Genomic DNA, 26008 nt, shown 5'->3' with positions numbered 1-26008 from the left:
ATGACCATTCACCGCCTGCATAAGGAGCCGCTTCAGGATGCTTGGCTCGACGCCTACGGCCACCTGAACGAGGCCTATTATCTGGTGCCGTTCTCGAACGCGACCTGGAAGCTCCAGGACGCGTTTGGGGTCGGCACGGATTATTTCGACGCTACCGGCTGTGCTCTTTATACGGTGGAGACGCATCTGCGTTATCTCGACGAGGTGCGCGCGCCGGCGAATCTGGAGATCGCCAGCATGATCCTGGGCATCGACGAGAAAAAACTCCAGATCGCCCATGTCATGGAGTTCGAGGGCCGCGAGCGCGCGACCTTCGAATGCCTGCTGCTGCATTTCGACACACGGGCCGGTAAGACCGCGCCTTTCCCGGCGGAAGCCTTGGAGAAAATGAAGGCCGCCGTGGTCGACCCCACGCCGGACTGGGCAGGGCGCAGCGTCAAGCAACTCGGCCGGTAGCGGGGAATCTTCCCCTCACTCCGCCCTCTCACTCCGCCCCCTGCGGTTCCGCCGCGGGGTGGCGGCGCTCCGCCAGCGCCTGACGGACGATCTGGACGGCGGACCAGAGGAAGAGCCCGGCCATCAGTCCCGCCACCAGCAGGTCGGGCCAGGCGGCACCGGTCAGCGCGACACCACCCGCCGCCGCCATGACGGCCAGATTGCCGAGCGCGTCGTTGCGGCTGCACAGCCAGACGGAGCGAACATTGGCGTCTCCGTCTCGATAGCGCATCAGGACCAGCACGCTTGCCAGATTGGCGGCCAGCGCCATCAGGCCGATGGCGCCCATGACCGGGGCATTCGGCACGCCCAGGATCAGCACCTGATAGGCCGTCGATCCGAAGACCCAGAACCCCATCAGGGCAAGGCTGATTCCTTTCACGAGCGCCGCCGTCGCGCGCACCTTCAAGGACAAGCCCAGAACCGCCAGGCTGATGCCATAGGTTAGGCTGTCGCCGAGGAAGTCGAGCGCATCCGCCTGCAATGCCTGCGATCCGGCGAGGGCGCCGGCCGCCATCTCCACCGCGAACATGGTGGCGTTGATCGCGATGACGATCCAGAGCGCGCGCCGGAATCCCTTGGAGACACCGTTGAAATCGGCGCCGTGATTGCAGCATCCCGCGGACATTTCCCTATTTCCTCCTTGGTCGAATTCACTGTCCGCACCATATCTACTCTCTACAGTCGCTATAGGTTCAAGAGGTTTCTCGATGACGGACGGCATGACCATCGGGCGGGTCGCGAAGGCGGCGGATTGCAACATCCAGACGATCCGCTATTACGAGCAGATCGGCTTGATCCCGGCGCCCCGGCGCTCATCGGGCAATCAGCGCCTGTATGATGCCTCCGCCGTGCGGCGTCTGGCCTTCATCCGCCATGCACGCGAATTGGGTTTTCCCCTATCGGCGATCCGCGACCTGATAAGTTTGGTCGACCATCCCGCTCAATCCTGCGAGGCGGCGGATCGCATCGCGACGGCACAGCTTCACGCGGTGGAGGGTCGCATCCGGCGCCTGACGGCGCTGCGCGGCGAGTTGGAGCGGATGGTGGAGGAGTGCAAGGGCGGTCGCGTGGCCGACTGCCGGGTGATCGAGGTGTTGAGCGATCACAGCCTTTGCGAAACGCCTGATCACGGCGCTCCCGCGCTCGCGGAATAGGAAGCGGTCGGCCGTAAGCGAAAGATCAATTCCGGGCTTGTCGCTTCGTCGAAATCCGCGCCGTCCCAGTTTCCGTGCACGGCATCCACCCGAAGCCCGGCCGCCTCGGCCAGGCGCGTGATCGTGGGGCGGTCGGCGAAACGCAGGCGGCTTAGGGATCGCGTCGGCGCCTTTCCCGAAGTCCAATGATAGGTTTCCGTGAAGGTGACGACCTCGCCCTCGACCGACAGCACGTCGTCGATCACCTGCACGCCGTCCCCCGTGGGCAGGGTCACCGGGGGGCCGGCATGGGCCGGTGTCCAGTGTTCCCAGGGACATATAGCGGGATTGCGCGTTTCGAACAGGAAGGACCCGCGCGGCGACAGGCATCCGGCGATGCGCGCGAACAACGCCTGGATATCGGCGTCCGTCAGCAGGCATTGAAAGGCGTGCCCCATCATCGTGGCGGCATCGACCTCCTGGCAGGGCGCGATCGCCGCCATCGTTCCCACGATCCAATCAACAGTACGGCCGCGATCCTTCGCCCGGGCGTGGGCGATCATTCCCGGGGCCGGGTCCAGGGCCAGCACGGAATATCCGTCCCGCGCGCATTCGAGCGCGAAGTCGCCCGTGCCGCAGCCGATATCCAAGAGCCGCGCCGGTGCCGCCGGCAGTCGCGCGCGATAGAAATCGCGGTCGCGCCGGTCGCTGTTGAGGGAATCATAAGCCGCGATCAGGGATAGGTCGCTATATAGCTGATCGTGCATCGGCGGCATTTCCCAAAGAAAAGTTCCATCGGGCGACGGCACCGCCCGCGATATGCGTCCAGGCAAGAAAAAGGTCCCGCCCAGTGTCGGACGGGACCTTTCCCTTAACAAGGCTGTTCGGGGGCTCCCGCGCGGCATTGCCGACGGCGGGTGGCCGATAGCCGATGGCTTACGCCGCTGCCTGTTGCAGTTCCGCGACCGCCTCGACAAGCGCGGCTTCGAAGATCTGCAGGCCTTCCTCGATCAGCGCGTCGGAGGCCGTCAGCGGCACCATCACGCGGATGGCATTGCCATGCATGCCGCAGGCCAGCAGTACCAGGCCCTTCTCCAGCGCCTTGGCGACGATGGCCTTGGTCAGGGCCGCGTCCGGCTGGGCCGTTTCGAAGTCGGTGACGAACTCGACCGCCAACATGCCGCCCAGGCCGCGGATGTCCCACATCCGATAGGGCGCGGCCTTGGCGCCGATATCGGCGAAACGCTGACGCATGCTCGTCCCGATCGCCTCGGAGCGGGCCAGCAGCCCTTCGCTGTCGATCGCCTCGATGGCCGCGAGCGCCGCGGCGCAGGCCACCGGATTACCGCCATAGGTGCCGCCCAGGCCGCCCGGCTCGACCGCGTCCATCACGTCCGCGCGCCCGATGACGCCGGAGATCGGATAGCCACCGGCCATGCTCTTCGCGACCGTGATCATGTCGGGAACGACGCCCGAATGCTCGATCGCGAACCAGCGACCGGTCCGCCCGAAGCCGGACTGCACCTCGTCGGCGATCAGCAGGATGCCGTGCTTGTCGCAGATCGCGCGCAGCGCCTGCCACAGCTCGGTCGGGACGGGATAATACCCGCCTTCGCCCAGCACCGGCTCCAGGATGATGGCGGCGACGCGGCTGGGCTCCGCGTCGGTCAGGAACAGTGTCTCCAGCGCCTGGATCGAATCCTCGACCGAGATACCCTCGCGCTTCTGCGGGAAGGGAACGCGGAAGATGTCGGCCGGGAAGGGGCCGAAGCCCTTCTTATAGGGGCTGACCTTGCCGGTCAGGCCGAGGGTCATCAATGTGCGACCGTGATAGCCGCCGGTGAAGGCGATGACACCCGAGCGCCCGGTCGCCGCGCGCGCGATCTTGACCGCGTTTTCCACCGCTTCGGACCCGGTGGTCAGGAAGATCGACTTCTTGGCGAAATCGCCGGGGGCCAGGGCGTTCAGCTTCTCCGCCAGCGCGATATAGGGCTCATAGGCCATCACCTGGAAGGAGGTGTGAGTGAAACGGTCTTCCTGCGCCTTCGCGGCCTCGATCACCTTGGGGTGGCGGTGGCCGGTGTTGAGCACGGCGATGCCGCCAGCGAAGTCGATATAGCGCTTGCCCTCGACGTCCCAGACCTCGGCATTCTCGGCACGGTCGGCGAAAATCGGCGCGGCGGACGCGACACCGCGCGGAACGGCGGCCTGACGGCGGGCCAAAAGATCGGCATTGGTCATGATGGGGGCCTCCCGGTGTGTGGTGGTCATCGGTTCGGACAGGATCGCCGCGCGCGGCTCCAGCATCTCGGGCTGCGCCTTTTTCGATTTCGCGCCCTTGCGTACGCGGGGGGTGGCGGTCTTGCGCGTCCTGGACGCGCCGGTTCCGGCCTGGGGGGTGTGCTTGTCGGTCATGGGGTTCCTGCGATGTCCCGCGCGGAGACATTCTCCGCGCCTGGAGAGTGACGTTGGGGCACTTTTCCGACCCCCTAGCGTCCGAAATGCTTGTACGCCGTTTAATATATCAGGTCAAATACAGTTTTTCAGCATCGCAAGAGGGCCGTTAAACAGCAAAATCCGGCGCTAAAGGATTGCCCGCGCTGATGAATGTGGCTTTTCACTTGCCTTCGTGGGTGTTCGTGTTCATTTTTTTAAACGTCAAACGCGACGAGAGGTCGGCCATGGACATCGATATCGGGCGGCGGTTGAAGGCCGTGCGGGAGGCGCGCGGTTTCTCGCAGCGTCAGCTCGCGCAGCGTTCGGGCGTGACGAACGGCACGATCTCGTTGATCGAGCAGAACAAGACCAGCCCTTCCGTTTCCTCCTTGAAGAAGGTGCTGGACGGCATTCCCATGGCGCTGTCCGAATTCTTCGCGGAGGATGGGGATTCGCTGGAGCCGCGTTATTTTTTCTCCGCCGGGGATTTCACGGAACTTTCCCCCGCCGATATGGGGATGGACCCGGCCTCGACCGCGACCGGGCGCCGGAAGGTCAGCCTGCGTCAGGTCGGCGATGCCTCGCGTCATCAACTCCAGATCCTCCACGAAACCTATCCCCCCGGCGCAGATACCGGGGCGGAACTCCTGTCTCACGAGGCGGAGGAGGGCGGAATCGTGATTGCTGGATTGATCGAGGTCACGGTCGGGGACCAAGTACGGGTATTACGCCCGGGCGACGGTTATCTATTCGACAGCCGGTTGCCGCACCGCTTCCGAAATATCGGGGAGGCGGACTGCGTGATCATGTCCGCCTGCACGCCGCCCAGCTTTTAGGACGCGGCTTTTCCTTCGCCGCCTGTCAGCGTCTCAGGAATGCCGGAACCAAGTCGGTCTCGCCGAAAGGTTTATTCAACTCCTCGGGCGGGACGTCGGGGGGGACCCGCTCGCCCCGGCGGTTGGACGATCGCGCGCCACGCGGCTCGCGCGGCTTCACGGAGCGTCGACCCTCGTCATTGGCTGCCGGCTTCTTGTCCCCGGTCGGTTCCTTGGAGGTTTCCTCGCCTGCTTCCCTTGGCGCGGCTTCCGCCGGTCGGCGGCTACGGCTTTTCTTGGCGCGGCCCTTCTTCGTCGACGGTGCCTTGTCGTCCCCGGCTTCGACGGGCTGGGCGGTGGCGGCGGGTGATTCTGGTGCCTCGGCCGTGTCGCTTTCCGCCGGTTTCTCAAGATTGATCTTGCGGCCGATCAGCTTCTCGATCTCCGCGATCTGCTTGTCGTCGTTCTCGGTGACGAGGGTGACCGACTTGCCTTTGCGGCCCGCGCGTCCGGTGCGTCCGACCCGGTGGACATAGTCCTCCGAATGATTGGGGACGTCGTAGTTGAAAACGTGGCTGACACTCGGAATATCCAGTCCGCGCGCGGCGACGTCGGAGCAGACGAGGACGTTGATCTCCCCGTCGCGGAACTTCGCCAGCCATTCCATCCGCTTATACTGGTCCATGTCGCCATGGAGGGCGCCGGCCTTGAAGCCGTCCTTTTCCAGCGAGCGGTAGAGGGTCGCCACGTCGCGCTTGCGATTGCAGAAGACCAGCGCGTTGGAGACATCCTCGACCCGCAGCAGTTCCGTCAGTTTCCGGCGCTTGCCGCGCGGGCTGACGGGGATCGCCGACTGTTCGATGGTGTCGGCGGTCGTGGCCGGCGGGGCGACGGTGATTTCCTTGGGGCTGTCCAGGAACTTGTCGGCCAGCCGCCGGATTTCCTTCGGCATGGTGGCCGAGAACATCAGCGTCTGACGGAAGCGCGGCATCAGCGAGACGATATGTTCCACATCGGGAATGAACCCCATGTCGAGCATCCGGTCGGCCTCGTCGATCACCAGGATCTTGGTGTCGGTCAGGATGACCTTCCCCCGCTCGCAGTGGTCCATAAGCCGGCCCGGCGTGGCGATCAGTACATCGACGCCACGCGTGATCTTCTGTTCCTGTTCGGTGAAGCTGACCCCGCCGATGAGGAGCGCCATCTCCAGCTTGCAATACTTGCCGTAGGTCTCGAAATTCTCGGCGACCTGGGCGGCGAGCTCGCGCGTCGGCTCCAGGATGACGGATCGTGGCATCCGTGCCCGCCCGCGTCCCTGGGACAGGATATCGATCATCGGCAGCGTGAAGGACGCCGTCTTGCCGGTTCCCGTCTGAGCGCAGCCGAGAATATCCTTGTTCATCAGAACGGGAGGAATGGCTTTCGCCTGAATCGGCGTTGGAGATTCATAGCCCGCGTCGCTGACCGCGCGCAGTACATTGTCGGAAAGTCCCAGGTCGGCGAATGTGGTCATATGGTTGGCGCTTCAGTCCTAACGCGTTGCGGGCTACGGTTGGTGGGCCTCATGCGGGCCGGGTAGGGCCCCTCGGCAGGGGCGACTCGGTGCCGGTCTTTCACGACCGCGCGCTCGGATCACACTCTCGTCGGCTCTATGGCCGGGCCTCCAGCTTGGGCCATATGCCGCATGGCCGGCCCATCCGCCAGCCATCCCCGGGTTTTTACGGTGCGCCCCGTCCAATCGGCGGAGAGGCGGGCGCCCAATGGCATATCGCGGCGGACTATAGGGGTTGCACCGTTCAAGTCAACGCCGTGCATCGCCGGATCGGCCGGAATTCGCCAGCTTTGGCCCGGATCGCACCGCTTTGACGGGCAAGCGTTGCCGACTGGTCACGCTCGGCGCTACTCTCGCCGATCCCGCGCGCCGCAGGTCAATGTCGTCACGGATCATGTCATGCTTCTCGAACGAACCCAATCTCTGCTTTTGCTCGTCGATTTGCAGGAACGGCTGATACCGGCCGTGATGGAGGGCGAACGCACGCTGGCCAACGCCCTCCGGCTGATCCGCGCCGCGCGGCGTCTTCAGATCCCGGTTCTGGCGAGCGAGCAATATCCCGAGGGGTTGGGCCCGACCGTTCCGCCGGTCCGCGCGTTGTTGGAGGCGGGGGAGATTCATGGGAAAACGACCTTCGACGGCGCGCGCGCCCGGGGCTTGGCCGACGCCGTGGCGGCGACCCACCGTCGTCGTATCGTGCTGGCGGGGTCGGAAGCGCATGTCTGCGTGTTGCAAACCGCCGCCGGGTTCATGGCACGTGGTTTCGAAACGGCGGTCGTGGCCGATGCAGTGGCAAGCCGCGCGGCGGAGAGCCGGCGTATGGGGCTTGACCGTCTCGCCGCGGCCGGGGCGCAGATCGTTACCACCGAGATGGTGTTGTTCGAATGGATCGGCGAGGCGGCGACGCCCGAATTCAAGGAACTGCTGGAGTTGATCAAGTAATGTCCGACCGTACCCCGCTCGTCCTCGTTCCCGGTCTGCTGCTGACCGATGGGATGTGGGCGCACCAGACCCGTCACCTCGCCGATATCGCGGATATCGTGGTTGCCGATACGCTGCGCGACGATTCGATCGACGCGATGGCCGATCGGTTGCTGGCCGAGGCGCCGGCACGCTTCGCGCTCGCGGGCTTGTCCATGGGCGGCTACGTCGCCATGGCGGTCGTGCGCAAGGCGCCGGAGCGCGTAACGAAACTGGCCCTGATGGACACGCAGGCCCGCCCCGATACGGCCGAGGCGACGCGCCGCCGCCAGGGGTTGATCGCGCTTTCGGATCAAGGAAAGTTCAAGGGGGTGACCCCGCGTCTTCTGCCGATGCTGGTGCATGAGGAGCGGCTGGAGGACAAATCCCTTGTCGATCCGATCATGACCATGGCCGAGGCCGTGGGGCAGGCGGGCTTCGTGCGCCAGCAGACCGCGATCATCGGGCGCCCCGACGCGCGGCCGGGGCTGGCGGAAGTGGCATGTCCGACGCTTGTGCTGTGCGGTCGGCAGGACGCCCTGACCCCGCTGGCGTTACATGAGGAGATGGCGGCGCTCGTTCCGGGTGCCCGCCTCGCCGTCATCGAGGAATGCGGTCACCTGCCGACCTTGGAACGCCCGCACGCGGCGACCACCCTGATGCGCGATTGGCTGCTTCACGAGCGCTAGAGCATGACGGCATCATCATGCCGACTAAAGGGGGGGCGATCAGTTCGCCATCATGAATTCGAAACTGGCATCGTCGTTCGGATCGCGGGCCGGAAAGATTTCCGTCGCCACCAACGCGGCGGCGCGTCGGAAGGCCGGTGTGTCGAAACCCGTGCCATCCGCCGGCAAGGCCAGTGTCAGGTGTGTCGAACTCAGATGCCGCGCGCCGTTGCAATAGGCGAGCAGGAGCGTCAGGCGGTCCGGCTCCCGTACCTTCCCGTCCATATCCTGGGCCTGTTGATCGATCCGCCGGCCGGCGCACAGGCTGCCCGCGCTCATGTCGATCGGCGGGGCGACCCTTACCGCGAGGCGGCTGGCGTCGAGGGGGGTGTCGGGCGCGCTAACGAACGTCGTGGGGGCAACCGGCGTGCGCCCTGTCATCGCCTGGGCGATCGCGACACCGATCGCCTGCTCGTCGAGGCCGCGGGCCCGGCCGGATACCGCGACCGGCATGTTCTTCGAGCCGTGGGCGAAACGGAAATTACCGACGTCATAGGCCGGTTTGACCTGAGTCTTGGTCAGGACGAAGTCCGATGACCCCAGCAGGGGCGTCCCACCGCAAGCGGCCAGCCCTAGGGCGAGCGCCAGCAGCAACGCGTGGCCGGTAATGCGTCCCGTCATCTCGTGATCCTCCGAACAGCCGATCGGAGAAGAAATTGTCGCGCGTGACCGGAACGGCAAGGGGCGGGACGGATCAGTCGCCGCCGTTGCTCACTTCCTCGCACACCACGCCGGATGGATCGCGTTTCGCCCGTTTCTTCAAGGCGGCGAAACGTTTCGTCAGATTGTCCTGACTGGGCCGTGGCGCGCCGTCGCGTAGAAGCGCGACCGCGCAGCAGGCTTTCAACAACCCGAACCGCTGTCGCCGCCCGGTCCGGTCCAGGGCGACGATACCGCCGCTTTCCCGATGTTCCAGGCTGTAGAAGCTTTCCACGTCGGAGCGGAAGGCCTCCAGCAGCGCGCGGATTCGGTCGGCGATCTCCTCTCGCGCTCGATCCGGGACGCCGACGAAGAAATCATCACCCCCGACATGCCCGACGAAGGCATCGCTGTCCGGGAAATGCTTGCGCAGCAGGTCGGCGAAGAGGGTGATCGCCCGGTCGCCCTGCCGGAAGCCATAGGTATCGTTGAAGGGTTTGAAATCGTTGAAATCGAAATAAAGCAGGGCGCAATCGCCTTCCTCGCGTTCCAACGTTTCGGCGATATAGTCGCTGACCGAGTTGTTGCCCGGTAGGTTGCTGAGCGGGTTTTGGTCGCGGGCGGCGGCCAGGTTCTTCTGGTTCATCAAACGCACGAGCCGGTCGGCGGTCAGGAAACCGAGATAATTGCCATCCTGGGTGACCAGAATCCCGTCCGTCGTTTCCGACAGGGCGTAGATCTGCAGGATCTTCTCGATCGGGCTTTTGATATCCGCGATTGGGCAGCGATGCGCGAAATGCGACAGGCGCCGGGCATAGGCCTTATTGTGCAACAGATCGCGCCCGTATTTCTGATAGGTCAATTCCTTGAGGTCATACTCCCGGATCACGCCCGTCGGTCGGCCATGGGGGTCGAGCAGCGGAAAGATCGTCTGATCCTTATGCGTGCGGAAGGCGTCCAGCATCGTATCGATGCTATCGTCGACATGCAGGGCGTGGAAAATGTCGAGTTGGTCGCGCACCAATGTCGCGTCGTTCGCCTTACGCCGTCGGTCACGGCGGTTGACCTCCTCGACGATCGGATAATCGGCGCGCAGATCCGCCAGTGCCATGGTCGGCCGGGCGACGAAGAACCCTTGCGCCAAATCGCAGCCGACCGTCTTGCAGGCCAGGAATTCGGCTTCCGTCTCGATTCCTTCCGCGACCACGCGCGTTCCCAGCACATGCGCCAGGTCGACGATCGTCGAAACCATCAACCGCTTCTTTGAATCATGCGCGATGTCGCTGATGAAGTAGCGATCGATCTTCACGAAGTCCGGCTGATGGTCGTAGAGCATCTTCATTTCGGAAAAGCCGCGCCCGAAATCGTCGATCGCGAGCTTGTACTCATGCTCCCGGCAAAGTCGGAGCGTTTCGCTCAAATGCTTGGCGGAGGCATTGTCGTAGCGTTCCGACAATTCCAGGCAAAGCGCATGCGGTGAGACCCCGTGATGGGCCAGCAGCGCGATCGTGCGGCGGGGGTGGTAGTCCGGACTCTCGAATATACGACCGTCGAGGTTGAAGAACAGCATCGCACGGTCGGCCGCCGGCAGTGTGGAGAAATCCGCGATCGCGCGTTCGCGTAGCACGATATCCGCCCGGTGCAGCACGCCGAGCGCATGCGCCATGTCGAACAGCTCCGGTATGCTCGACGCGCCGACGGCTTCGTGATTGCGAAGCAGCGCCTCGTAGCCGTGCACGGCTCCGGTCTGAATGGTCACGATCGGCTGGAAGGCGAACCGTACACCGGCTTGAAGCTGCTCGATGAACCGATCCTGCCGCAGAAGGTTGTCGTCCTCTGAAATCCTTGGATACATGATGTGCTCGAAACTCCGCCTGTTTCCGCGCGGGCCCGGATTCCCATCGTCACTCTAGGACATCAATGTTGCCATATAAGGACGATGGAGAATTCATTTTCTCCGGCCACGACGCGCGCGCCGACATGCGCCGCCCATGATTAGCCGTAGCGGGACGGCGACAGGACGCTCTCGTCCACGCCGGTGGGGCGGTCGAGCGCCATGTCGGCGATCACCTCGCCCGTGCGCGCGGCGAGGCTGAGGCCGTAATGCTGATGGCCGAAGGCGAAGAGGGCGGCCCGCGCCCGCGGGCTGACGCCGACGACGGGGACGGAATCCGGCGTGCTGGGGCGATAGCCGAGCCAGCGGTCGGTCGGTTCCCCCGCCAAGCTGGGCAGCATCCGGCGCGCCAGCGGCAGCAGCCGTTCGATCCGGCGGAAATCCGGCGGCGCCTCGACCCCCGCCAGTTCGACCTGCGATGTCATGCGCAGCCCATGCGCCATCGGACACAGGACGAAGCCCTTGTCCTCCCAGACGACCGGACGATTCAGGCCGCGTTCCGGCGTTTCGAACATCAGGTGATAGCCGCGTTCGGTGTCGAGCGGGATCGAAGCGCCCAGACGCTTCGCCAAGCCCTTCGACCATGCCCCGCAGGCGAGGACGAGGCGGTCCGCCGTCAGGCGTTCCCCATCGGCGAGCGTGACGGTGCCGTGGGTGTCGTCCGCATGGGCGTCGGATACCTCCGCCTGCCGGAAGGTGACGCCGAGCGCGCGCGCCGCGTCGGCGCAGATTTCCACCACCCGGCGCGGGTTGAGCGCGAACAGCGCATCCGCGTGCAATGCCCCGCGCGCGAAGAGGGGGGCGAGATTGGGTTCCAATTGGCGCAGTGAATCGCGATCGAAATATTCGACCGCCGTGCCGCGCGCGCGATACCGTTCCAGGCCCGGCCGGGCGGCTTCGAAGCTGGCCTCGCTCTCATAGACCTTGAGCCATCCCACGGGGCGAAGCATGTCCTCCGCCGCCGTGCCGCGCACTTGCGCGCGCCAGGCATCGACCGCGCCCGCGCCTAGCTGCCATATGGCATCCGCGTTGCGGCGCACGCGTGACGGCCGGCTCTCGTTCAGGAACCGCATCAGCCAGGGCGTCAATCGGGGGAGGTAGCGCCAGCGGATCGATAGCGGACTTTTGGGGTCGAGCAGCATGCGCGGCAAGGCGGCGATGACGTCGGGTCCCGCCACCGGACTCGCGGCGCGGAGGATGGCGCCGGCATTGCCGTGGCTGGTGCCGCCGCCAACGGGGCCGCGGTCGATCACCGTCACCCGAACGCCACGCTTGGCCAGTTGCAGCGCGCAGGAAACGCCCACGGCGCCGGCACCGATCACGATGGCTGTCTTCGGGAGGGACGGGCTTGAGGACATGGGGACAGGGACACTCGACCAGTAGGGATTATTATTGGGGCAGGCTTCCACCACCCGCCCGGCCTGGCAAGTCTTTCGCGGTACGTCGGCGGCCGCTACCTTCGATACGCCCAATCGCGATGAAGGATCAATCCAAATGGAAACAGGCAGCCACGCCCACGATGCCGACCCGCGTAACGCCGATGTCCGCATTTGGATAAACGGCACGATCCTGCCGCGCGACAAGGCCGTGGTCAGCGTGTTCGATTCCGGCTTCCTTCTGGGCGACGGAGTGTGGGAGGGGATTCGTCTGCATAACGGCCGATTGGCCTTCATCGACCGGCATCTCGCCCGCCTGTGGGAAGGGGCGAAGGCGATCGACCTGGACATCGGGATGAGCCGGGAGGCGCTGCGCGAGGCGATCCTGGAGACCTGCCGCGCCAATGGGATGGAAAGCGGGGTGCATATCCGCCTCGTCGTCAGCCGGGGTATGAAATCGACACCGTTCCAGAGCCCCCGCGCCAATGTCGGCGGGCCGACGATCGTCATCATCCCCGAATGGAAGGAGGCGAACCCGGCCGTGTTGGAGACGGGCTTGCGGCTGCATACGGTCCATATTCATCGGGGCGCGCCGGATGTGCAGGACCCGAGCTGGAATTCCCTCTCCAAGCTCAACTGCATCGCCGCCTGCATCCAGGCCGAGAAGGCGGGCGCGGACGAGGCCCTGATGCTCGACCCGCACGGCTTCGTCGCGACCTGCAATTCTACCCATTTCTTCATCGTGCGCGACGGCGCGCTCTGGACGTCGAGCGGGCTTTATTGCCTCGCCGGGATCACGCGCGCGAACGTGCTGGCCCTCGGCCGGGAGCTTGGGATGGAGGTCGCGGAGAAGAGTTTTCCGCTGACCCAGGTCTATTCCGCCGACGAGGCCTTCGTCACCGGCACCTTCGCCGGCGTCATTCCCGTGCGTGAAATCGACGGCCGGGTGATCGGCGCGGGGCGGCGCGGGCCCGTGGTGGAACGCCTGCAAGGCGCCTACAAGGCCCTGGTGGAACGGGAATGTCCGCCCCGGACCCTGTCGGCATGAGCGCGACCAAGATGGCTTCGACGGGCGAAAGGCCGGTGCGCATCGCCATGTGGTCGGGGCCGCGCAACATCTCCACCGCGATGATGCGCGGCTTCGAGAACCGCGCGGACTGCGCCGTCTCGGACGAGCCCTTCTATAGCGCCTATCTGATCCGCACCGGTATCGACCATCCGATGCGCGAGGCGGTGATCGAAAGCCAGCCGTCCGATTACGCGCGTGTCGTCGAGACCCTGACCGGCACCCCGCCGGGTGGCGCCGCGATCTGGTACCAGAAGCACATGTGCCAGCATATCCTTGACGGCGATCCGCTGGACTGGATCGCGGGGGTGCGGAACGCCTTCCTTATCCGCGATCCGCGCGCGGTGGTCGCTTCGTTCGTGAAGGAGAGGGGCATGCCGGCGGCGTTCGAACTCGGGTTTCAAAGGCAGGTGGAAATCTTCGATCGGGCGCGTACCGCGACCGGAGGGGTTCCGCCGGTGATCGACGCGGCGGATGTCCTGGCGGACCCGCCGGGGGCGTTGCGTGCCCTGTGCGCCGCGCTTGGAATTCCGTTCGATCCCGCGATGCTTTCCTGGCCGTCCGGGCCGAGGGAAAGCGACGGCGTTTGGGCGCCGGTTTGGTACAAGGCGGTGGAGGCATCGACCGGTTTCGGCACCGCGAACCCCGCGCCGCGGCGCCTGCCGGACGCGCTGGAAGCGATCGCCGAACAATGCCGCCCGGCCTATGAACGCCTGGCCATGCATCGGTTGCACATGGTTTGACGACCTGTTCGCGCCGCCGGCCGTCCGGGCTTGTTGACGCTTCCCGCGAGCGCACTATGCTCGCCTTCGTCCGCTGCGCCGGCCCGCCCGGCGGGGACCAAGCCCGAGAGACATCGTGGCCGGGAGGAGACCTTAATACCCATGGATTTCGATCTCAGCGAGGATCAGGGCGCGTTCCAGGACATGGCCCGGCGTTTCGCGGCGGAGGCAATGGCGCCGCACGCGGCGGCCTGGGACGAGGAAAGCCGGTTCCCCGAGGATGTGCTGCGCGAGGGCGCGGCGCTCGGCTTCGGGGGCATCTATTGCGGGGCGGAACATGGGGGCTCCGAACTGTCCCGACTGGATGCCGCGATTATCTTCGAGGAACTGGCCTGGGCCTGCCCGTCGACCGCGGCCTATATCTCGATCCACAACATGGCGGCCTGGATGATCGACAGTTTCGGGGACGACGCGGTGCGCGCGAAGTTCCTGCCGAAGCTGATGACGATGGATCATTTCGCCAGTTACTGCCTGACGGAACCCGGGGCGGGCTCTGACGCGGCCAGTCTGAAGACCCGCGCGGTGCGCGACGGCGATCATTACGTGCTGAACGGCTCCAAGGCCTTCATCTCCGGCGGCGGCCGGTCGGACGTCTATGTCACCATGGTCCGCACGGGCGACGAGGGGCCGGGCGGCATAACCTGCCTCGCCGTCGAGGCGGGGACGGACGGCCTTTCCTTCGGGGGGCAGGAACGCAAGCTCGGTTGGCACAGCCAGCCGACGAGCGCGGTCGTGTTCGAGGATTGCCGGGTTCCGGTCGGGAACCGCATCGGCGCCGAGGGCGAGGGATTCCGGATCGCGATGAAGGGCCTCGACGGCGGGCGGATCAATATCGCGTCCTGTTCGCTCGGCGGCGCGCGCGCGGCGATGGAGCAGGCCACCGCCTATATGAAGGAGCGCAAGCAGTTCGGCCGCGCGCTCGCTGATTTCCAGGCGTTGCAATTCAAGCTGGCCGACATGGCGACGGAACTGGAGGCCGCGCGCCTGATGGTGCACAAGGCGGCCGCGCGTCTCGACGCCAAGGACCCGGGCGCGACCCAGGCCTGCGCCATGGCCAAGCGTTTCGCGACGGACGCCTGCTTCACCATCGTCAACGAGGCGCTGCAGCTTCACGGCGGCTATGGCTATCTGCGCGATTTCCCGGTCGAGCGTCTGTTGCGCGACCTTCGCGTCCACCAGATCCTGGAAGGGACGAACGAGATCATGCGGCTGATCGTCAGCCGGAACCTGTTGAAGGATTGATGTCGAATGAGCGACGAGGACGAGATCCTGTTCGACCGCGCGGGTGATTTGGGCGTGGTCACGCTGAACCGTCCCAAGGCGTTGAATGCCCTCAATCTCTCGATGATCGAGAAGATGAACCCGGTCCTGGCGGACTGGCGCGAGGACGATAGCGTCGCCGCCGTCCTGATCAAGGGGGAGGGGGGCAAGGCCTTCTGCGCCGGCGGCGATGTGCGCGCCGTATGGGAGGCGGGTCGGACTGGCGGTGATCTGACCAGCCGCTTCTTCTGGGAGGAATACAGCCTCAACAGGAAGATCCATATGTTCCCCAAACCCTATATCGCCTTGCTCGACGGGGTGACGATGGGCGGCGGGGTCGGTCTCTCGATCCATGGCAGCCATCGGGTCGCGACGGAACGGCTGATGTTCGCCATGCCGGAGACCGGGATCGGCCTTTTTCCCGATGTCGGGGGCAGTTGGTTCCTGAACAAATGTCCGGGCGAAACGGGGCTCTATCTGGCGCTTACCGGCGCGCGGATCGGCGCGGCGGATGCGGCGGCGCTTGGCCTTGCGACCCATGTCGTGGGCAGCGACGACCTGCCGGCCCTGGAGGCGGCGCTCGCCGGGGCCTCCCTGAAGGGCGACGCGGCGGCGGCGATCGGGGCGGTGCTGGCCGACTTCAACCGCCACGCGGGCGAGCCTGTCCTGGCGCCCAATCGCGCGATTATAGATCGCTGTTTCGCCCATGATCGGCTGGAGGATATCTTCGACGCGTTGGCCGCCGACGGGTCGGCCTTCGCGGCCGAGACGCTGGCCGTGCTGGAGAAGAAATCGCCGACCTCGATGAAGGTGACGTTGGCGCAGCTTCGCCGGGGGCGGGAATTGGGATTCGATGCCTGCATGACGATGGAGTACCGCCTCAGCCAGGCCTGCATGCGCCCCGGCAGCGATTTCTACGAAGGAATCCGCGCGGTGCTGGTGGATAAGGATCACGCCCCCAACTGGTCCGCCAGCGGACCGGAGGAGGTCGACGATGAAACGGTGCAGGGCTATTTCGCGCCCGTGGCACCGGATTTGCGCTTCGCGTGAACCAAGACAGCGCGAGCGGAGGACGAGGCGGCCGGCAAGGCCGCGCGATGGAAATAGGGAGAAGGACGATGGCCAGGATCGGCTTCATAGGGGTCGGCAATATGGGTGGACCGATGGCCCGTAATCTGCTGAAGGCGGGCCATGCGCTGAAGGCTTTCGATCTCTCGGAGAAACTGCTGGGCACGATGAAGGATGCCGGCGCGGAAATCGCCGGAAGCGCGGCCGAAGCCGCCCGCGACGTCGACGTGTTGGTTACCATGCTGCCGGCGGGCCCGCAGGTCCGTAAGGTCTATGAAGGCGAGGTGCTGAGTCAGGCGGCGCCGGGCACTCTGCTGGTCGATTGCTCCACCATCGATGTGGAGACCGCGCGCGCCGTCGCGGCCGCGGCCGGGGACAAGGGGTTCGCCATGGTCGACGCGCCGGTTTCCGGCGGTGTCGGTGGGGCCGAGGCCGGAACGCTTACCTTCATGGTCGGCGGACCCGAGGAAGCCTTCGAGGCCGCGCGCCCCTATCTGGAGCAGATGGGCAAGACGATCGTGCATACCGGCGGCGCCGGCAACGGTCAGGCCGCGAAGATGTGCAACAACATGATGCTGGGCATCCAGATGATCTCCGTGGCGGAGGCCTTCGTCCTGGCGGAGAAGTTGGGACTGGACCATCAGAAGCTGTTCGATGTCTCTTCGAAGGCTTCGGGTCAGTGTTGGTCGCTGACGACCTATTGCCCGGTGCCGGGGCCGGTCCCGACCTCGCCCGCCAATCGTGACTATCAGCCTGGCTTCACCACGGCGATGATGCTGAAGGACTTGAAATTGTCGCAGGATGCCGCCGAGGGGTTCGAGGCGGAAACGGTACTCGGCCGCGAGGCGATGGCCCTCTATCAGCGATTTAGCGAGGGTGGAAACGATGCCGTGGATTTCTCGGGAATAATCAAGATGATCCGCGAATCGACCGAGTAGAATCGCTGTATTCCCAACTGGACACCGTGCCGCGCGAAAGGATAGTCTCTGAATTTGGGTGGGGGCCGCGCACGGGGGGAAACCGTTCATCGGCGCGCCTCGATGTAACGGCGCGGACTGGTCCGTCCGCGCCGCGTGGCATGGGGCGATCAACCGAACGGCACGCGTGCACTGAATAAGAGAATTGTTCCGTGAAAGACGACTATCTCACCATAATCAAGCTGATCGAGCGTCTGCACCGGCAATTCCTCGAGGTGATCAAGGGCGAAATCGATCGGCTGGGGATCCGGGACATCAACAATATCCAGGCGTTGATCCTATATAATATCGGGACCGACGAGTTGACCGTGGGGGAGTTGACGCACCGCGGTTATTATCTGGGGTCCAACGTGTCCTACAATGTCCGCAAGATGGTCGAGAACGGCTATCTGATTCAGGAGCGCTCGACGCACGATCGTCGCTCTTTCCGGGTCCGGCTGTCGGATCGGGGCCTCAAGGTCCGCGACAAGGTCGAGGAGATTCTGGATGAGCAGGCGGGCAAGCTCGGCGAAACCGGGATCAACGAGGAACAGCTTCGCTTCACGGGCCAGGTCCTGAATAGGTTGGAACGCTTCCTTCCCCATGCCTATGGGTACGGGCCCGTGCGCTGATTCCGGCTGATTTCGGGAGGGGCACTATCCCGTCACCCGCTTGGACGGCCAGTTTCCGACGCCGAAACCTCAAATACGCCGTGTAACCCGTTTCGGGGGACGCCGATAGTGGAGGCGGTCGGTCCTTGTGGGGACCGTGCGTGGAGGCTCGGCCGGGCGGCGCCCCTCTGTCCCCTGTGGCCGGTTCGCGGGTCTCGCCGGGAGTGGGGGGCGATGTCTCTGTATTTGTATCCGGAATTCTAGCCGATACCCTGGCTTATGACCGGCAGGTGCTGGAAGCGCGAAAGGCCTCTGGTATATTGGATGCATACCAGAGGCCGCGCGCCAAAAACGTCCGGCACGACATTTCGATTCGTGGGGGCGGGCGGCCCGGCGTTGGTTCAGAGAACCTCGACGGACTCCGCCATCGGTCCCTTGTCACCGGGCCGGGTCGTGATACGCACGCGCTGATCGCTATCGATCGTGGGAACGCCACAGCGCTCCAGCGTACGGATCGACACGAAGACATCGGGTCCGCCGTTGTCCGGGACGATGAACCCGAAGCCCTTGGCCGTGTTGAAGAATTTGACCGTCCCCTCGAACGGGTCGCTGACCGGACCGGGTGGGGGGCGACGCGGTCCGCCGCCGAACCCACCGCCGCCGAAGCCGCCGCCTCCGGGGGGGCGGCCGCCGCCGGCACCGCCACCACCACCGCCGAAGCTGGGGTCCGCAGTCGAAAGATCGACATCATAGACGGTCGAGACCATCAACCCCTTCTGACCCTGCGCCAGATCGCACGTCACGGTTGCCCCCGTGGGTAGATCCTGGGTCACTTCCTGGGGGAGGACGGAGGCATGCATGAAGGCATCCGGGTCTCCCGTCTCGGTCTTGACGAAACCGAATCCCTTGGTCGGGTTGTACCATTTCACCCGGGCGGACACGCGCTCATGGACCACGGCGGGCGGCAAATTACGGTTCATGGGTACGAACGAAGCTCCCTGACTGATCGGCGGGAGACCCTCGCTATAGTCTCCCATGCCACGAAGTCTATCGGGAAAGTGGGGGGTACGTCTATGGGAATAGCGCGCGACTCCGCCGATTCGCTGGAGTCGTCCGGGACCTCCCGACTGCCCGCGGAGCACGCATGCCTTCGAAACGCATGACGCCCCGCCGCGACGGGCGCGGGCGGGGCGTCGAACGATACCCGGCGATGCGTGACGCGCACGCATCGCATGGGGATTGTCGGCTTAGCGGCCGGAGACCTGAAGCATGGAAACCGCCTTCGGAATGTCGGCGCGTTCCAGGCCGATATCGCGCAGCATGCCGTCCGTCAGGCGGGCCAGCTCACGCTCGGTCTTGCGGCGGGCGCTGCGACGCGCCATCGCGTCGGCGGCCCGGTAGGTCTTGGCGCTCAAAACATAGACGGCGCGAGCGATCATGTCCTTGATCGTGACTTCCTCGCGGCCGGCATCGAACATCGTGACAGCCATCTCTTTTACTCCCGTTCGAAGAAGGGTTGAACCAGCCGATCGGCGCGCCGTCCGCGTCATCGGGTGAGCGGGAAATAGTCGGGAATTCACCCAAAGAAATGCGCAGTTTTCAGAGAGGGGGGATGCCAAAAGCGCATGTCTCCCCTGGACAAGAAAACGCCGCCGAGAGACCGAAATCGGCCCCTTCGGCGGCGCTTGGTGAAGGAAAGGCTAATAAATCGCGTCGATGACGATGCGAGACGGCCGCGGGTGGTTCATCCGGTCTCGACGCATTTCGCCGCGCGCGGCATGCCGCCCAGGGAATCGAGCATGCGTTCGCGCCAGCCATGGACCGGATCGTCGCTTTCCAGAAGCGCTCTCGGTGAACTGCATCGCGCCCACATGAAGGCGGCGAAGGGGATGTAGTCCATGAAGTTGGGCGCCGCGCCGCCGAGATAGGGCTGGGTCTGAAGAACCGCGCGCATCGGGGTCAACGCCTGCGCCAGATCGGCGCGCGCCGCGTCCTCGTCGGTGCAAACCTCCTCCAGCTTCTTGCCGAGCGCCTTTTCCCGGGTCTCACGGAAATAGCTCTTGTCCTTTTCATGAAGAACGGCCCAGACGTCGGCCACCACCATCTTGGCGATGAAACGGTTGACCCCGGTCTCGAACCAGTGCTTCACGAAATAGGCGCCGGCGCGACCGGCCTCGCCACCGAAGAGACTGGGGTGGTCGGGATAGGCATCCTCCAGATGGCAGGCGATATCCCAACTGTCGATTACCGTCTTGTCGCCGTCGACGAGAACCGGAACCTTACCCTGTCCGGAGAAGGCGATCGCGTCCTTCTCGGTGAAGCGCCAGGCAACGCCTTCGTGGTCGAGCCCCTTATGCGCGAGCGCGAGGCGGATGCGCCAGACATAGGGGCTGAAACGCAAATCGTCGTCCGCGCCGGTCAATTCATAAAGCGTGATCGTCATCGTCGTTCCCTCCGGGCCGATTACCATTGATCGGCCTGGATAGTGGAACGTACGTTCCGTAATGAAAAGCCCACCTGCCGACCCACCGACCTCACATCGCGGGCAACAGTGCCTCGATTGCCTGCAGGACTTCCGGTGCCCGTGGCTCGATGCGCGTGTCGAAGGCCGCGACAAGCCGGCCGTCCGGCGCGATCAAATACTTGTGAAAGTTCCAGCGCGGCGCCTTGTCGGCGCCAAGCGTTTCGCGCGCCCAGCGATAGAAGGGATGCGCCTCCGCGCCGCGTACCGGTGCCCGCGCCGCGAGCGGAAAAGTCACGCCATAGGCCCCGGTGCAGAACGCCTTGATTTCGGCGGCGGTCTCATATTCCTGCCCCCCGAAATCGTCTGAGGGCACGCCGACGACGGTAAGGCCGCGGTCCGCATAGCGCTCATGAAGCGCCTGCAGCCCCTCATATTGGCCGGTATAGCCGCAAAGGCTGGCGGTATTCACCACCAGGATCGGCCCGCCCGCATGATCGCGAAGCGTGATCGGCGCGCCGTCCAGACCATCGAATTGAAAGGCATGGGCGGTTTGGGATGCTGTGCTACGGCTGGAGCTTTCCGTTCCGGATACCACCGGAGTACCCCCTTCCGCGTTCGGGGAGGCCGCCGGCCATCCGATAAGTATCCCCGCCAGGAGGAAAGCCGTGAGCGTCGGTCGCGCGCGAATCGTCATGGTGATGATAATTCCCTTCGCGGTTGGGTTACTTCCACCCTCGGCGTCAATCTATCCTATCCGCGATCGGATTGCGTGCTTCCGTTTGATGAAGGGGCCGATAATTTGGCGGGCGCATACGCGATCCGGCGCGGCATGTCGGGACAAGTAGCTGAAAAGAAAGAAGCCCCGCAATGTAATGCGGGGCTTCTCAATGGCTGGGGGACTAGGATTCGAACCTAGATTGACGGAGTCAGAGTCCGCTGTCCTACCGTTAGACGATCCCCCATTCATATAGCGAAATCAGTATGTTAATTCGATTTCGCCGGGGCTTGGCCTTGTGTGAGCGGGCTTGTAGCAATCGCCCCTGAGGAAGTCAAGGGACCTGCGGTGGCGCGTCGACCGGCGTAGCGCGCGATGGTCCTTTTGCGTGATGCCCGGCTGCCCGATATCCTCCTGTGGGATGTAAGCGGATAAGCGGGGCATCGTAAGGGCAGATGGCTCCGCCCAGGGATAGGACGGTTTGGAGAAGGGCACGACCAACGGGGAAGCGGGGGCCGGACCGGCGCGCCGTCGCAAGCGGCGGGGCCGGCGTGGGACGCGCGGCCGGGGTGGGGCCGGTGGCGATGCCTTCGGGGCGATCGACCTCGGCACGAATAATTGCCGCTTGTTGGTCGCGCGGTCGACGCCGTCGGGATTCCGGGTCGTCGATGCGTTCAGCAAGGTCGTGCAATTGGGCGAGGGGCTGGCGGGCACCCGAACCCTGTCGGAACCGGCCATGCGTCGGACGCTGGACGCGCTCGGCGCCTGCGCGGCGAAACTGCGCCGCCGCCGGGTGAAGCGGGTGCGTGCCGTCGCGACGGAGGCCTGCCGGCGCGCGAACAACGCCGACCAGTTCGTTGCCCGGGTGAAGCGGGAAACCGGCCTCGAGCTCGAGATCATCGGCCCGGCGGAGGAGGCACGGCTTGCCATCGCCGGCTGCCTGCCCCTGATCGACCGGCGGGCGGATCGCGCCTTGATCTTCGATATCGGTGGCGGCAGCACCCAGATCGCCTGGATCGCCCTCGACGCCGACCGCCAGGGGCCGCCCAAGGTGCTGGGCGCGCATTCGGTGCCGCTCGGCGTGGTCGGTGTCTCGGAATTGCTGGATTCCTCGACGGAGCCCGCCCGCCTGCGCGCGGAGATCGAGGATGTGCTGGCCGTCAGTCTCGGCCGGTTTTGCGCGATCCAGAATATCCGGGAAGAGGTCGATGCGGGCCGGGTCCAGATGATCGGTGCATCCGGCACGGTGACGACCTTGGGCGGTATCGCCCAGGGGCTGGAGCGATACGATCGCGCGCGGGTCGATGGGGCCTGGCTTGATTTCGCGGCGATCGAGAGAATATCCGGCGAGTTGGCCGCGCTTGACCCGGCGGCACGGGCGGCGCATCCCTGCGTGGGACGCGATCGGTCGGACCTTGTCCTGGCCGGTTGCCTGATCCTGCGGGCCATTTGTCGGCAATGGCCGATCGGGCGGCTGAGGGTGGCGGATCGGGGCTTGCGGGAGGGGATTTTGCTCGACCTCATGGCCCGCGCATCCGCTCTATAAAGCGGTTTTGTGGAAGGAAAGTCGGTGGCACGGAAACCCGGCAACAAAGGCTCCGGCGGCGGGCAAGCTGGCGGCAACGGGGGCGGTAAGGGCGGCGGCAAGGTCAGCGACGCCCGCCACAAGGCCGTGCGGGTAAAGACCGCGCGCGGGCGCAAGTCGAGTTCCACCCGCTGGCTCCAGCGTCAGTTGAACGATCCCTATGTGCTGGAGGCGAAGCGCCTTGGCTATCGCGGCCGCGCCGCCTTCAAGCTGAAGGAGATCGACGAGAAATACGATGTCCTGCCGCGCGCCGGCACGGTGGTCGATCTGGGCTGCGCGCCGGGGGGGTGGGTGCAGATCGCGCGCGAACGCCTTGGCAAGGAACCGGACGGGCGGGAACGTGGCCGTGTCGTCGGCATCGACCTGCTGGCCTGCGACCCGGTTCCGGGGGCGGTTTTGATCGAGGGGGATTTCACCGACGACGACGCGCCGGCATGGCTGCGCGCGGAACTGGACGGGCCGGTCGATGTCGTGCTTTCCGATATGGCGGCCAATACGACGGGCCACGCGCCGACCGACCATCTTCGCACCCAGGCGCTGGCCGAACTCGCCTATGCCTTCGCGGAGGAGGTGCTGAAGCCCGGCGGCAATTTCGTCTCCAAGGTCTTCGCGGGCGGGACGGAGAAGGGGCTGCTCGACCAACTCAAGCGGGATTTCGAGAAGGTGGCCCACTTCAAGCCGCCCGCCAGCCGCAAGGAAAGCCCGGAAATGTATGTCGTCGCCATCGGTTTTCGTGGGGGCGGGGAGGGCTGATCCCAACCGGTCCGGCGTGCCGGCCCCTCAATCGACCGTCAGTTCCACCACCACCGGCGTATGGTCGGATGGTTTCTCACGCCCGCGCGGGCGGCGGTCGATCTCGCATTCGACCAGCCGGTCGGCGGCCTGGGGGGAGAGCAGGAAATGGTCGATGCGCAGGCCGTTATCCTTCTGCCACGCACCGGCGCCATAGTCCCAATAGCTGTATTTCCCCTCCGCGTTCGGGTGCAGGGCGCGCCATGCCTCCGTCAGGCCGAGATTGAGGAGCGCGCGGAAGGCGGCCCGGCTCTCCGGCCGGCAGAGCGCGTCCTCCGCGAAGCCCGTCGGATCGTGGACGTCCCGGTCGGTCGGGCAGACGTTATAATCCCCGCCGAGCGCCAGCGGCCGTTCCGAAGGCAGCAGCGTTTCCGCCACATGGGCCCGCAGCCGCTCCATCCAGCGTAGCTTATAGTCGAATTTCGGCCCCGGCGCCGGGTTGCCGTTCGGCAGATAGATGGAGGCGAGGCGAATGCCCTTCACCGTCGCTTCGATATAGCGGGCCTGATCGGCATCATCGCCCATCTCGTCGGCGCCGGGCAGGCCGCGGCGCACATCCTCGATCGGATGGCGGGAGAGGATGGCGACGCCGTTATAGCTCTTCTGCCCGTGGATTTCGGCCTTGTAGCCCGCGCTCTCAATCTCGAAATGGGGGAAGGACTCGTCGGCGCACTTCAATTCCTGCAACAGCGCGACATCCGGCTTGGCCTCTTCCAGCCATTCCGTCACGCGCGGCAGGCGTGCCTTGATCGAGTTCACGTTGAAGGTGGCGATGCGGATCGTATTCTGGCTCATGACGGGCGGAGCCTAAGCGCTCCCGACCGCCCGTGCCAGCGCGAATCGCCCTCAAGCGGAGAAGCTGACCCCACAGCCGCAGGAGGAGCTGGCATTCGGGTTGTTGACCGTGAAGAAGGCGCCGATCAGATCGTCGACATAGTCGAGCTGACTGCCGGCCAGCAGGTCCATGGAGGCGTTGTCGGTGACGACCTTCACGCCATCGCGCTCGAACACCAGATCGTCCGCGCGGGCTTCCCGGTCGAAATCGAAATGATACTGATAGCCGGAACAGCCGCCGCCGGAGACGGTGACCCGCAGCATCTGATCCGGGTCGTCCTCCTGGCCTAACAGGAAGGCGAGGCGGCGGGCGGCCGCGTCGGATATCGACAACTCGCGCGGCCCGTCATTCATCGCGATCGCGAAGGGATCGTCAAGATTGGCGGAAAGACCGGTTTGCGTGGCGGGGGCGTCGGACATATCGCTTACCTATCCTTGGCATGGTGCGCGCCGTCCCGGGCGCACCCCCATAAGGTAGGAAATGACGGTCGAATGTCAATTTCCGCGCCGGTTCGGATAACGGTTTCAAGCGATGAACGCCGCCTTCATTGCCTTTCCCCGCCGTCGGCTGTAGAGGGGGCGGGGCGGTGCCCGGTCGGCGCCCGTCTTTTGCTTTCATGTCCGTATCCCCTTGTCCTCTTGGGACCGATGCCATGACGCCGGAGAGAGCGGCCTACGCGACAATGTGGGAGGAGAGCCGGGGGCGCTTCCATGACGAGGCGCCGTCGGAAACCCGTACGCCCTTCCAGCGCGATCGCGACCGGATCGTTCATTGTTCCGCGTTCAGGCGGCTGGGACACAAGACCCAGGTCTTCATCTCGCCGGAAGGCGATCATATCCGCACGCGGCTGACCCATTCGCTGGAGGTGGCGCAGATCGCGCGGTCGATCGCGCGCGCGCTGGGCGCGGACGAAGACCTGACGGAGGCGATCGCGCTCGCCCACGATCTTGGCCACACGCCTTTCGGTCATGTGGGGGAGGATGCGCTCGATGAGATCATGCAGCCTTTCGGCGGCTTCGATCATAACGATCAGGCGCTGCGTATCCTGACGCGGTTGGAAATGCGCTATCCGACCCATCCCGGCCTGAACCTGACCTGGGAAGCGCTGGAAGGCGTCGTGAAGCATAACGGGCCGGTGCGCGACGATCCGCTGCCGCTGACGCTTTCGGAGGTCAATGCCGGTTTCGACCTGGAGGTCGGGACCCATGCCGGGCTGGAGGCGCAGATCGCCGCGATTTCCGACGATATCGCCTATAACCATCACGATATGGATGATGGGCTGCGTGCGCGGCTTTTCACCATCGGTCAGGTGCGTGAGGCCGTGCCGCATGTGGACGCGGCCTTTGCCTCGGTCGACCGGGATTATGTGGACCTGCCGCGTCCCGTGCGCATCGCGGAGGCCGTCCGGCGCCTGATCGGGGAGATGGTGGCGGACGTGCTGGCGGAGGCCCGACGGCGCCTTGCCGAGGCGAAACCGGAGAACGCGGCCGCCTTGCGCGCGGCGGGACGGCAGATGGTCGCCTTCTCGGCGGGGATGGCGGGGCGGGAAAAATCGTTGAAGGCCTTCCTGTTCGCGAATATGTACCGCGCGCCCGCCGTCAACGAGGAACGGGCCGACGGCATGCGGATCATCGGCGAACTCTTCCGCTACTATCTCAACAAGCCGCACCGGCTGCCGGAGATCTGGCGGGATGCTTGCGCCGGGCCGTTCGACGCGACGACCGCCCGCACGGTCGCGGACTATATCGCCGGCATGACGGATCGTTTCGCGCATCGCCAGTATAAGCACCTCTTCGCCGGCACGACGCGGCTGCGGCTGAGCTGACATGAACGACCGATGAGA

At 65.2% G+C, this 26008-nt stretch carries 27 protein-coding genes and 1 tRNA gene; 14 read left to right on the top strand and 14 right to left on the bottom strand.

Annotated features, from left to right (window positions below; translation table 11 throughout):
- On the top strand, nt 1-456 hold the full coding sequence (locus tag KAJ83_RS02025) for a thioesterase family protein (RefSeq protein ID WP_210680342.1): 456 nt from the start codon (nt 1-3) through the stop codon (nt 454-456).
- Between the two features lie 28 nt (nt 457-484).
- Here KAJ83_RS02025 and KAJ83_RS02020 read toward each other — a convergent pair whose 3' ends face one another.
- The gene (locus tag KAJ83_RS02020) at nt 485-1123 is read right to left on the bottom strand and encodes a cation efflux transmembrane domain-containing protein (protein WP_210680341.1); all 639 of its coding nucleotides are present in this window, start codon (nt 1121-1123) and stop codon (nt 485-487) included.
- An 82-nt stretch (nt 1124-1205) separates the two neighbouring features.
- On the opposite strand from KAJ83_RS02020, the gene KAJ83_RS02015 reads away from it, so the two are divergent.
- Nucleotides 1206-1652, top strand: a complete 447-nt coding sequence (locus tag KAJ83_RS02015; RefSeq protein ID WP_210680340.1) for a MerR family transcriptional regulator — start codon at nt 1206-1208, stop codon at nt 1650-1652.
- On the opposite strand, the gene KAJ83_RS02010 is transcribed toward KAJ83_RS02015, so the two are convergent.
- Both KAJ83_RS02010 and gabT read right to left on the bottom strand, forming a co-directional pair.
- A complete protein-coding gene (locus KAJ83_RS02010) occupies nt 1625-2398 on the bottom strand; it encodes a class I SAM-dependent methyltransferase (protein WP_210680339.1) in 774 nt (257 codons plus the stop codon). The two genes, KAJ83_RS02015 and KAJ83_RS02010, sit on opposite strands and share 28 nt — an antisense overlap.
- A gap of 169 nt (nt 2399-2567) precedes the next feature.
- On the bottom strand, nt 2568-4046 hold the full coding sequence (gene gabT / locus KAJ83_RS02005; protein WP_417568561.1) for a 4-aminobutyrate--2-oxoglutarate transaminase: 1479 nt from the start codon (nt 4044-4046) through the stop codon (nt 2568-2570).
- A 266-nt stretch (nt 4047-4312) separates the two neighbouring features.
- Here gabT and KAJ83_RS02000 point away from each other — a divergent pair, with 266 nt between their 5' ends.
- The gene (locus KAJ83_RS02000) at nt 4313-4903 is read left to right on the top strand and encodes a cupin domain-containing protein (RefSeq protein ID WP_210680338.1); all 591 of its coding nucleotides are present in this window, start codon (nt 4313-4315) and stop codon (nt 4901-4903) included.
- Between the two features lie 25 nt (nt 4904-4928).
- Here the strand turns inward: KAJ83_RS02000 and KAJ83_RS01995 are convergent, their stop codons facing one another.
- Complete coding sequence (locus KAJ83_RS01995; protein ID WP_210680337.1) at nt 4929-6395, bottom strand: DEAD/DEAH box helicase; 1467 nt, start codon at nt 6393-6395, stop codon at nt 4929-4931.
- Nucleotides 6396-6833: 438 nt separating this feature from the next.
- Between KAJ83_RS01995 and KAJ83_RS01990 the strand changes: the two genes are divergently transcribed.
- Both KAJ83_RS01990 and KAJ83_RS01985 read left to right on the top strand, forming a co-directional pair.
- Nucleotides 6834-7376: a hydrolase gene (locus KAJ83_RS01990; RefSeq protein WP_210680336.1), complete on the top strand. Its 543-nt coding sequence runs from the start codon at nt 6834-6836 to the stop codon at nt 7374-7376.
- Nucleotides 7376-8083 carry an alpha/beta fold hydrolase gene (locus tag KAJ83_RS01985; RefSeq protein ID WP_210680335.1) on the top strand — a complete coding sequence of 236 codons (708 nt, stop codon included), beginning with the start codon at nt 7376-7378 and terminating at the stop codon, nt 8081-8083. The genes KAJ83_RS01990 and KAJ83_RS01985 overlap by 1 nt, the downstream gene beginning before the upstream one ends.
- Nucleotides 8084-8122: 39 nt before the next feature.
- Here the strand turns inward: KAJ83_RS01985 and KAJ83_RS01980 are convergent, their stop codons facing one another.
- The 3 genes from KAJ83_RS01980 to KAJ83_RS01970 all read right to left on the bottom strand — a co-directional run bounded on the left by KAJ83_RS01980 (nt 8123) and on the right by KAJ83_RS01970 (nt 11977).
- Nucleotides 8123-8743, bottom strand: coding sequence for a hypothetical protein (locus KAJ83_RS01980; RefSeq protein ID WP_210680334.1), 621 nt, complete (start codon nt 8741-8743; stop codon nt 8123-8125).
- A gap of 73 nt (nt 8744-8816) precedes the next feature.
- Nucleotides 8817-10616: a GGDEF domain-containing protein gene (locus tag KAJ83_RS01975; protein ID WP_210680333.1), complete on the bottom strand. Its 1800-nt coding sequence runs from the start codon at nt 10614-10616 to the stop codon at nt 8817-8819.
- A gap of 140 nt (nt 10617-10756) precedes the next feature.
- Entirely contained in the window at nt 10757-11977 is a 1221-nt protein-coding gene (locus KAJ83_RS01970; RefSeq protein ID WP_210680332.1) for an NAD(P)/FAD-dependent oxidoreductase, read from the bottom strand.
- A 172-nt stretch (nt 11978-12149) separates the two neighbouring features.
- On the opposite strand from KAJ83_RS01970, the gene KAJ83_RS01965 reads away from it, so the two are divergent.
- The 6 genes from KAJ83_RS01965 (at nt 12150) to KAJ83_RS01940 (ending at nt 17795) form a co-directional block, all read left to right on the top strand.
- A complete protein-coding gene (locus KAJ83_RS01965; RefSeq protein ID WP_210680331.1) occupies nt 12150-13079 on the top strand; it encodes an aminotransferase class IV in 930 nt (309 codons plus the stop codon).
- Nucleotides 13076-13840, top strand: a complete 765-nt coding sequence (locus KAJ83_RS01960) for a sulfotransferase-like domain-containing protein (protein WP_210680330.1) — start codon at nt 13076-13078, stop codon at nt 13838-13840. The genes KAJ83_RS01965 and KAJ83_RS01960 overlap by 4 nt, the downstream gene beginning before the upstream one ends.
- A gap of 141 nt (nt 13841-13981) precedes the next feature.
- Complete coding sequence (locus tag KAJ83_RS01955) at nt 13982-15121, top strand: acyl-CoA dehydrogenase family protein (RefSeq protein ID WP_210680329.1); 1140 nt, start codon at nt 13982-13984, stop codon at nt 15119-15121.
- A gap of 6 nt (nt 15122-15127) precedes the next feature.
- On the top strand, nt 15128-16189 hold the full coding sequence (locus KAJ83_RS01950) for an enoyl-CoA hydratase/isomerase family protein (protein WP_210680328.1): 1062 nt from the start codon (nt 15128-15130) through the stop codon (nt 16187-16189).
- A 47-nt stretch (nt 16190-16236) separates the two neighbouring features.
- Nucleotides 16237-17145, top strand: a complete 909-nt coding sequence (mmsB, locus tag KAJ83_RS01945; protein WP_210680327.1) for a 3-hydroxyisobutyrate dehydrogenase — start codon at nt 16237-16239, stop codon at nt 17143-17145.
- A gap of 191 nt (nt 17146-17336) precedes the next feature.
- The gene (locus KAJ83_RS01940) at nt 17337-17795 is read left to right on the top strand and encodes a MarR family winged helix-turn-helix transcriptional regulator (RefSeq protein ID WP_210680326.1); all 459 of its coding nucleotides are present in this window, start codon (nt 17337-17339) and stop codon (nt 17793-17795) included.
- A gap of 380 nt (nt 17796-18175) precedes the next feature.
- Here the strand turns inward: KAJ83_RS01940 and KAJ83_RS01935 are convergent, their stop codons facing one another.
- From KAJ83_RS01935 to KAJ83_RS01915, 5 genes are all read right to left on the bottom strand, one after another.
- A complete protein-coding gene (locus tag KAJ83_RS01935; RefSeq protein WP_210680325.1) occupies nt 18176-18754 on the bottom strand; it encodes a cold-shock protein in 579 nt (192 codons plus the stop codon).
- A gap of 267 nt (nt 18755-19021) precedes the next feature.
- Nucleotides 19022-19264, bottom strand: coding sequence for a DUF1127 domain-containing protein (locus tag KAJ83_RS01930; protein ID WP_210680324.1), 243 nt, complete (start codon nt 19262-19264; stop codon nt 19022-19024).
- Between the two features lie 254 nt (nt 19265-19518).
- A complete protein-coding gene (locus tag KAJ83_RS01925) occupies nt 19519-20217 on the bottom strand; it encodes a glutathione S-transferase N-terminal domain-containing protein (protein ID WP_210680323.1) in 699 nt (232 codons plus the stop codon).
- A gap of 91 nt (nt 20218-20308) precedes the next feature.
- Nucleotides 20309-20833, bottom strand: coding sequence for a glutathione peroxidase (locus KAJ83_RS01920; protein WP_343221918.1), 525 nt, complete (start codon nt 20831-20833; stop codon nt 20309-20311).
- Nucleotides 20834-21126: 293 nt separating this feature from the next.
- Nucleotides 21127-21200, bottom strand: a tRNA-Gln gene (locus tag KAJ83_RS01915).
- 234 nt (nt 21201-21434) lie between these two features.
- Between KAJ83_RS01915 and KAJ83_RS01910 the strand changes: the two genes are divergently transcribed.
- Together KAJ83_RS01910 and KAJ83_RS01905 are read left to right on the top strand one after the other, a co-directional pair.
- Nucleotides 21435-22499 carry a Ppx/GppA phosphatase family protein gene (locus KAJ83_RS01910; protein ID WP_210680321.1) on the top strand — a complete coding sequence of 355 codons (1065 nt, stop codon included), beginning with the start codon at nt 21435-21437 and terminating at the stop codon, nt 22497-22499.
- Between the two features lie 24 nt (nt 22500-22523).
- Complete coding sequence (locus KAJ83_RS01905) at nt 22524-23291, top strand: RlmE family RNA methyltransferase (protein ID WP_210680320.1); 768 nt, start codon at nt 22524-22526, stop codon at nt 23289-23291.
- A 27-nt stretch (nt 23292-23318) separates the two neighbouring features.
- On the opposite strand, the gene xth is transcribed toward KAJ83_RS01905, so the two are convergent.
- Nucleotides 23319-24125, bottom strand: a complete 807-nt coding sequence (gene xth, locus KAJ83_RS01900; RefSeq protein WP_210680319.1) for an exodeoxyribonuclease III — start codon at nt 24123-24125, stop codon at nt 23319-23321.
- A 51-nt stretch (nt 24126-24176) separates the two neighbouring features.
- Complete coding sequence (gene erpA, locus KAJ83_RS01895) at nt 24177-24518, bottom strand: iron-sulfur cluster insertion protein ErpA (RefSeq protein ID WP_210680801.1); 342 nt, start codon at nt 24516-24518, stop codon at nt 24177-24179.
- 299 nt (nt 24519-24817) lie between these two features.
- Here erpA and KAJ83_RS01890 point away from each other — a divergent pair, with 299 nt between their 5' ends.
- Nucleotides 24818-25990: a deoxyguanosinetriphosphate triphosphohydrolase gene (locus tag KAJ83_RS01890; protein WP_210680318.1), complete on the top strand. Its 1173-nt coding sequence runs from the start codon at nt 24818-24820 to the stop codon at nt 25988-25990.
- Nucleotides 25991-26008: the final 18 nt, after the last annotated feature.

Source organism: Marivibrio halodurans, assembly GCF_017963645.1.
Lineage (GTDB): Bacteria > Pseudomonadota > Alphaproteobacteria > UBA8366 > Aestuariispiraceae > Marivibrio > Marivibrio halodurans.
The sequence above is the reverse complement of the archived record's forward strand: the minus strand, read 5'-3'. Positions and strand labels throughout refer to the sequence as shown.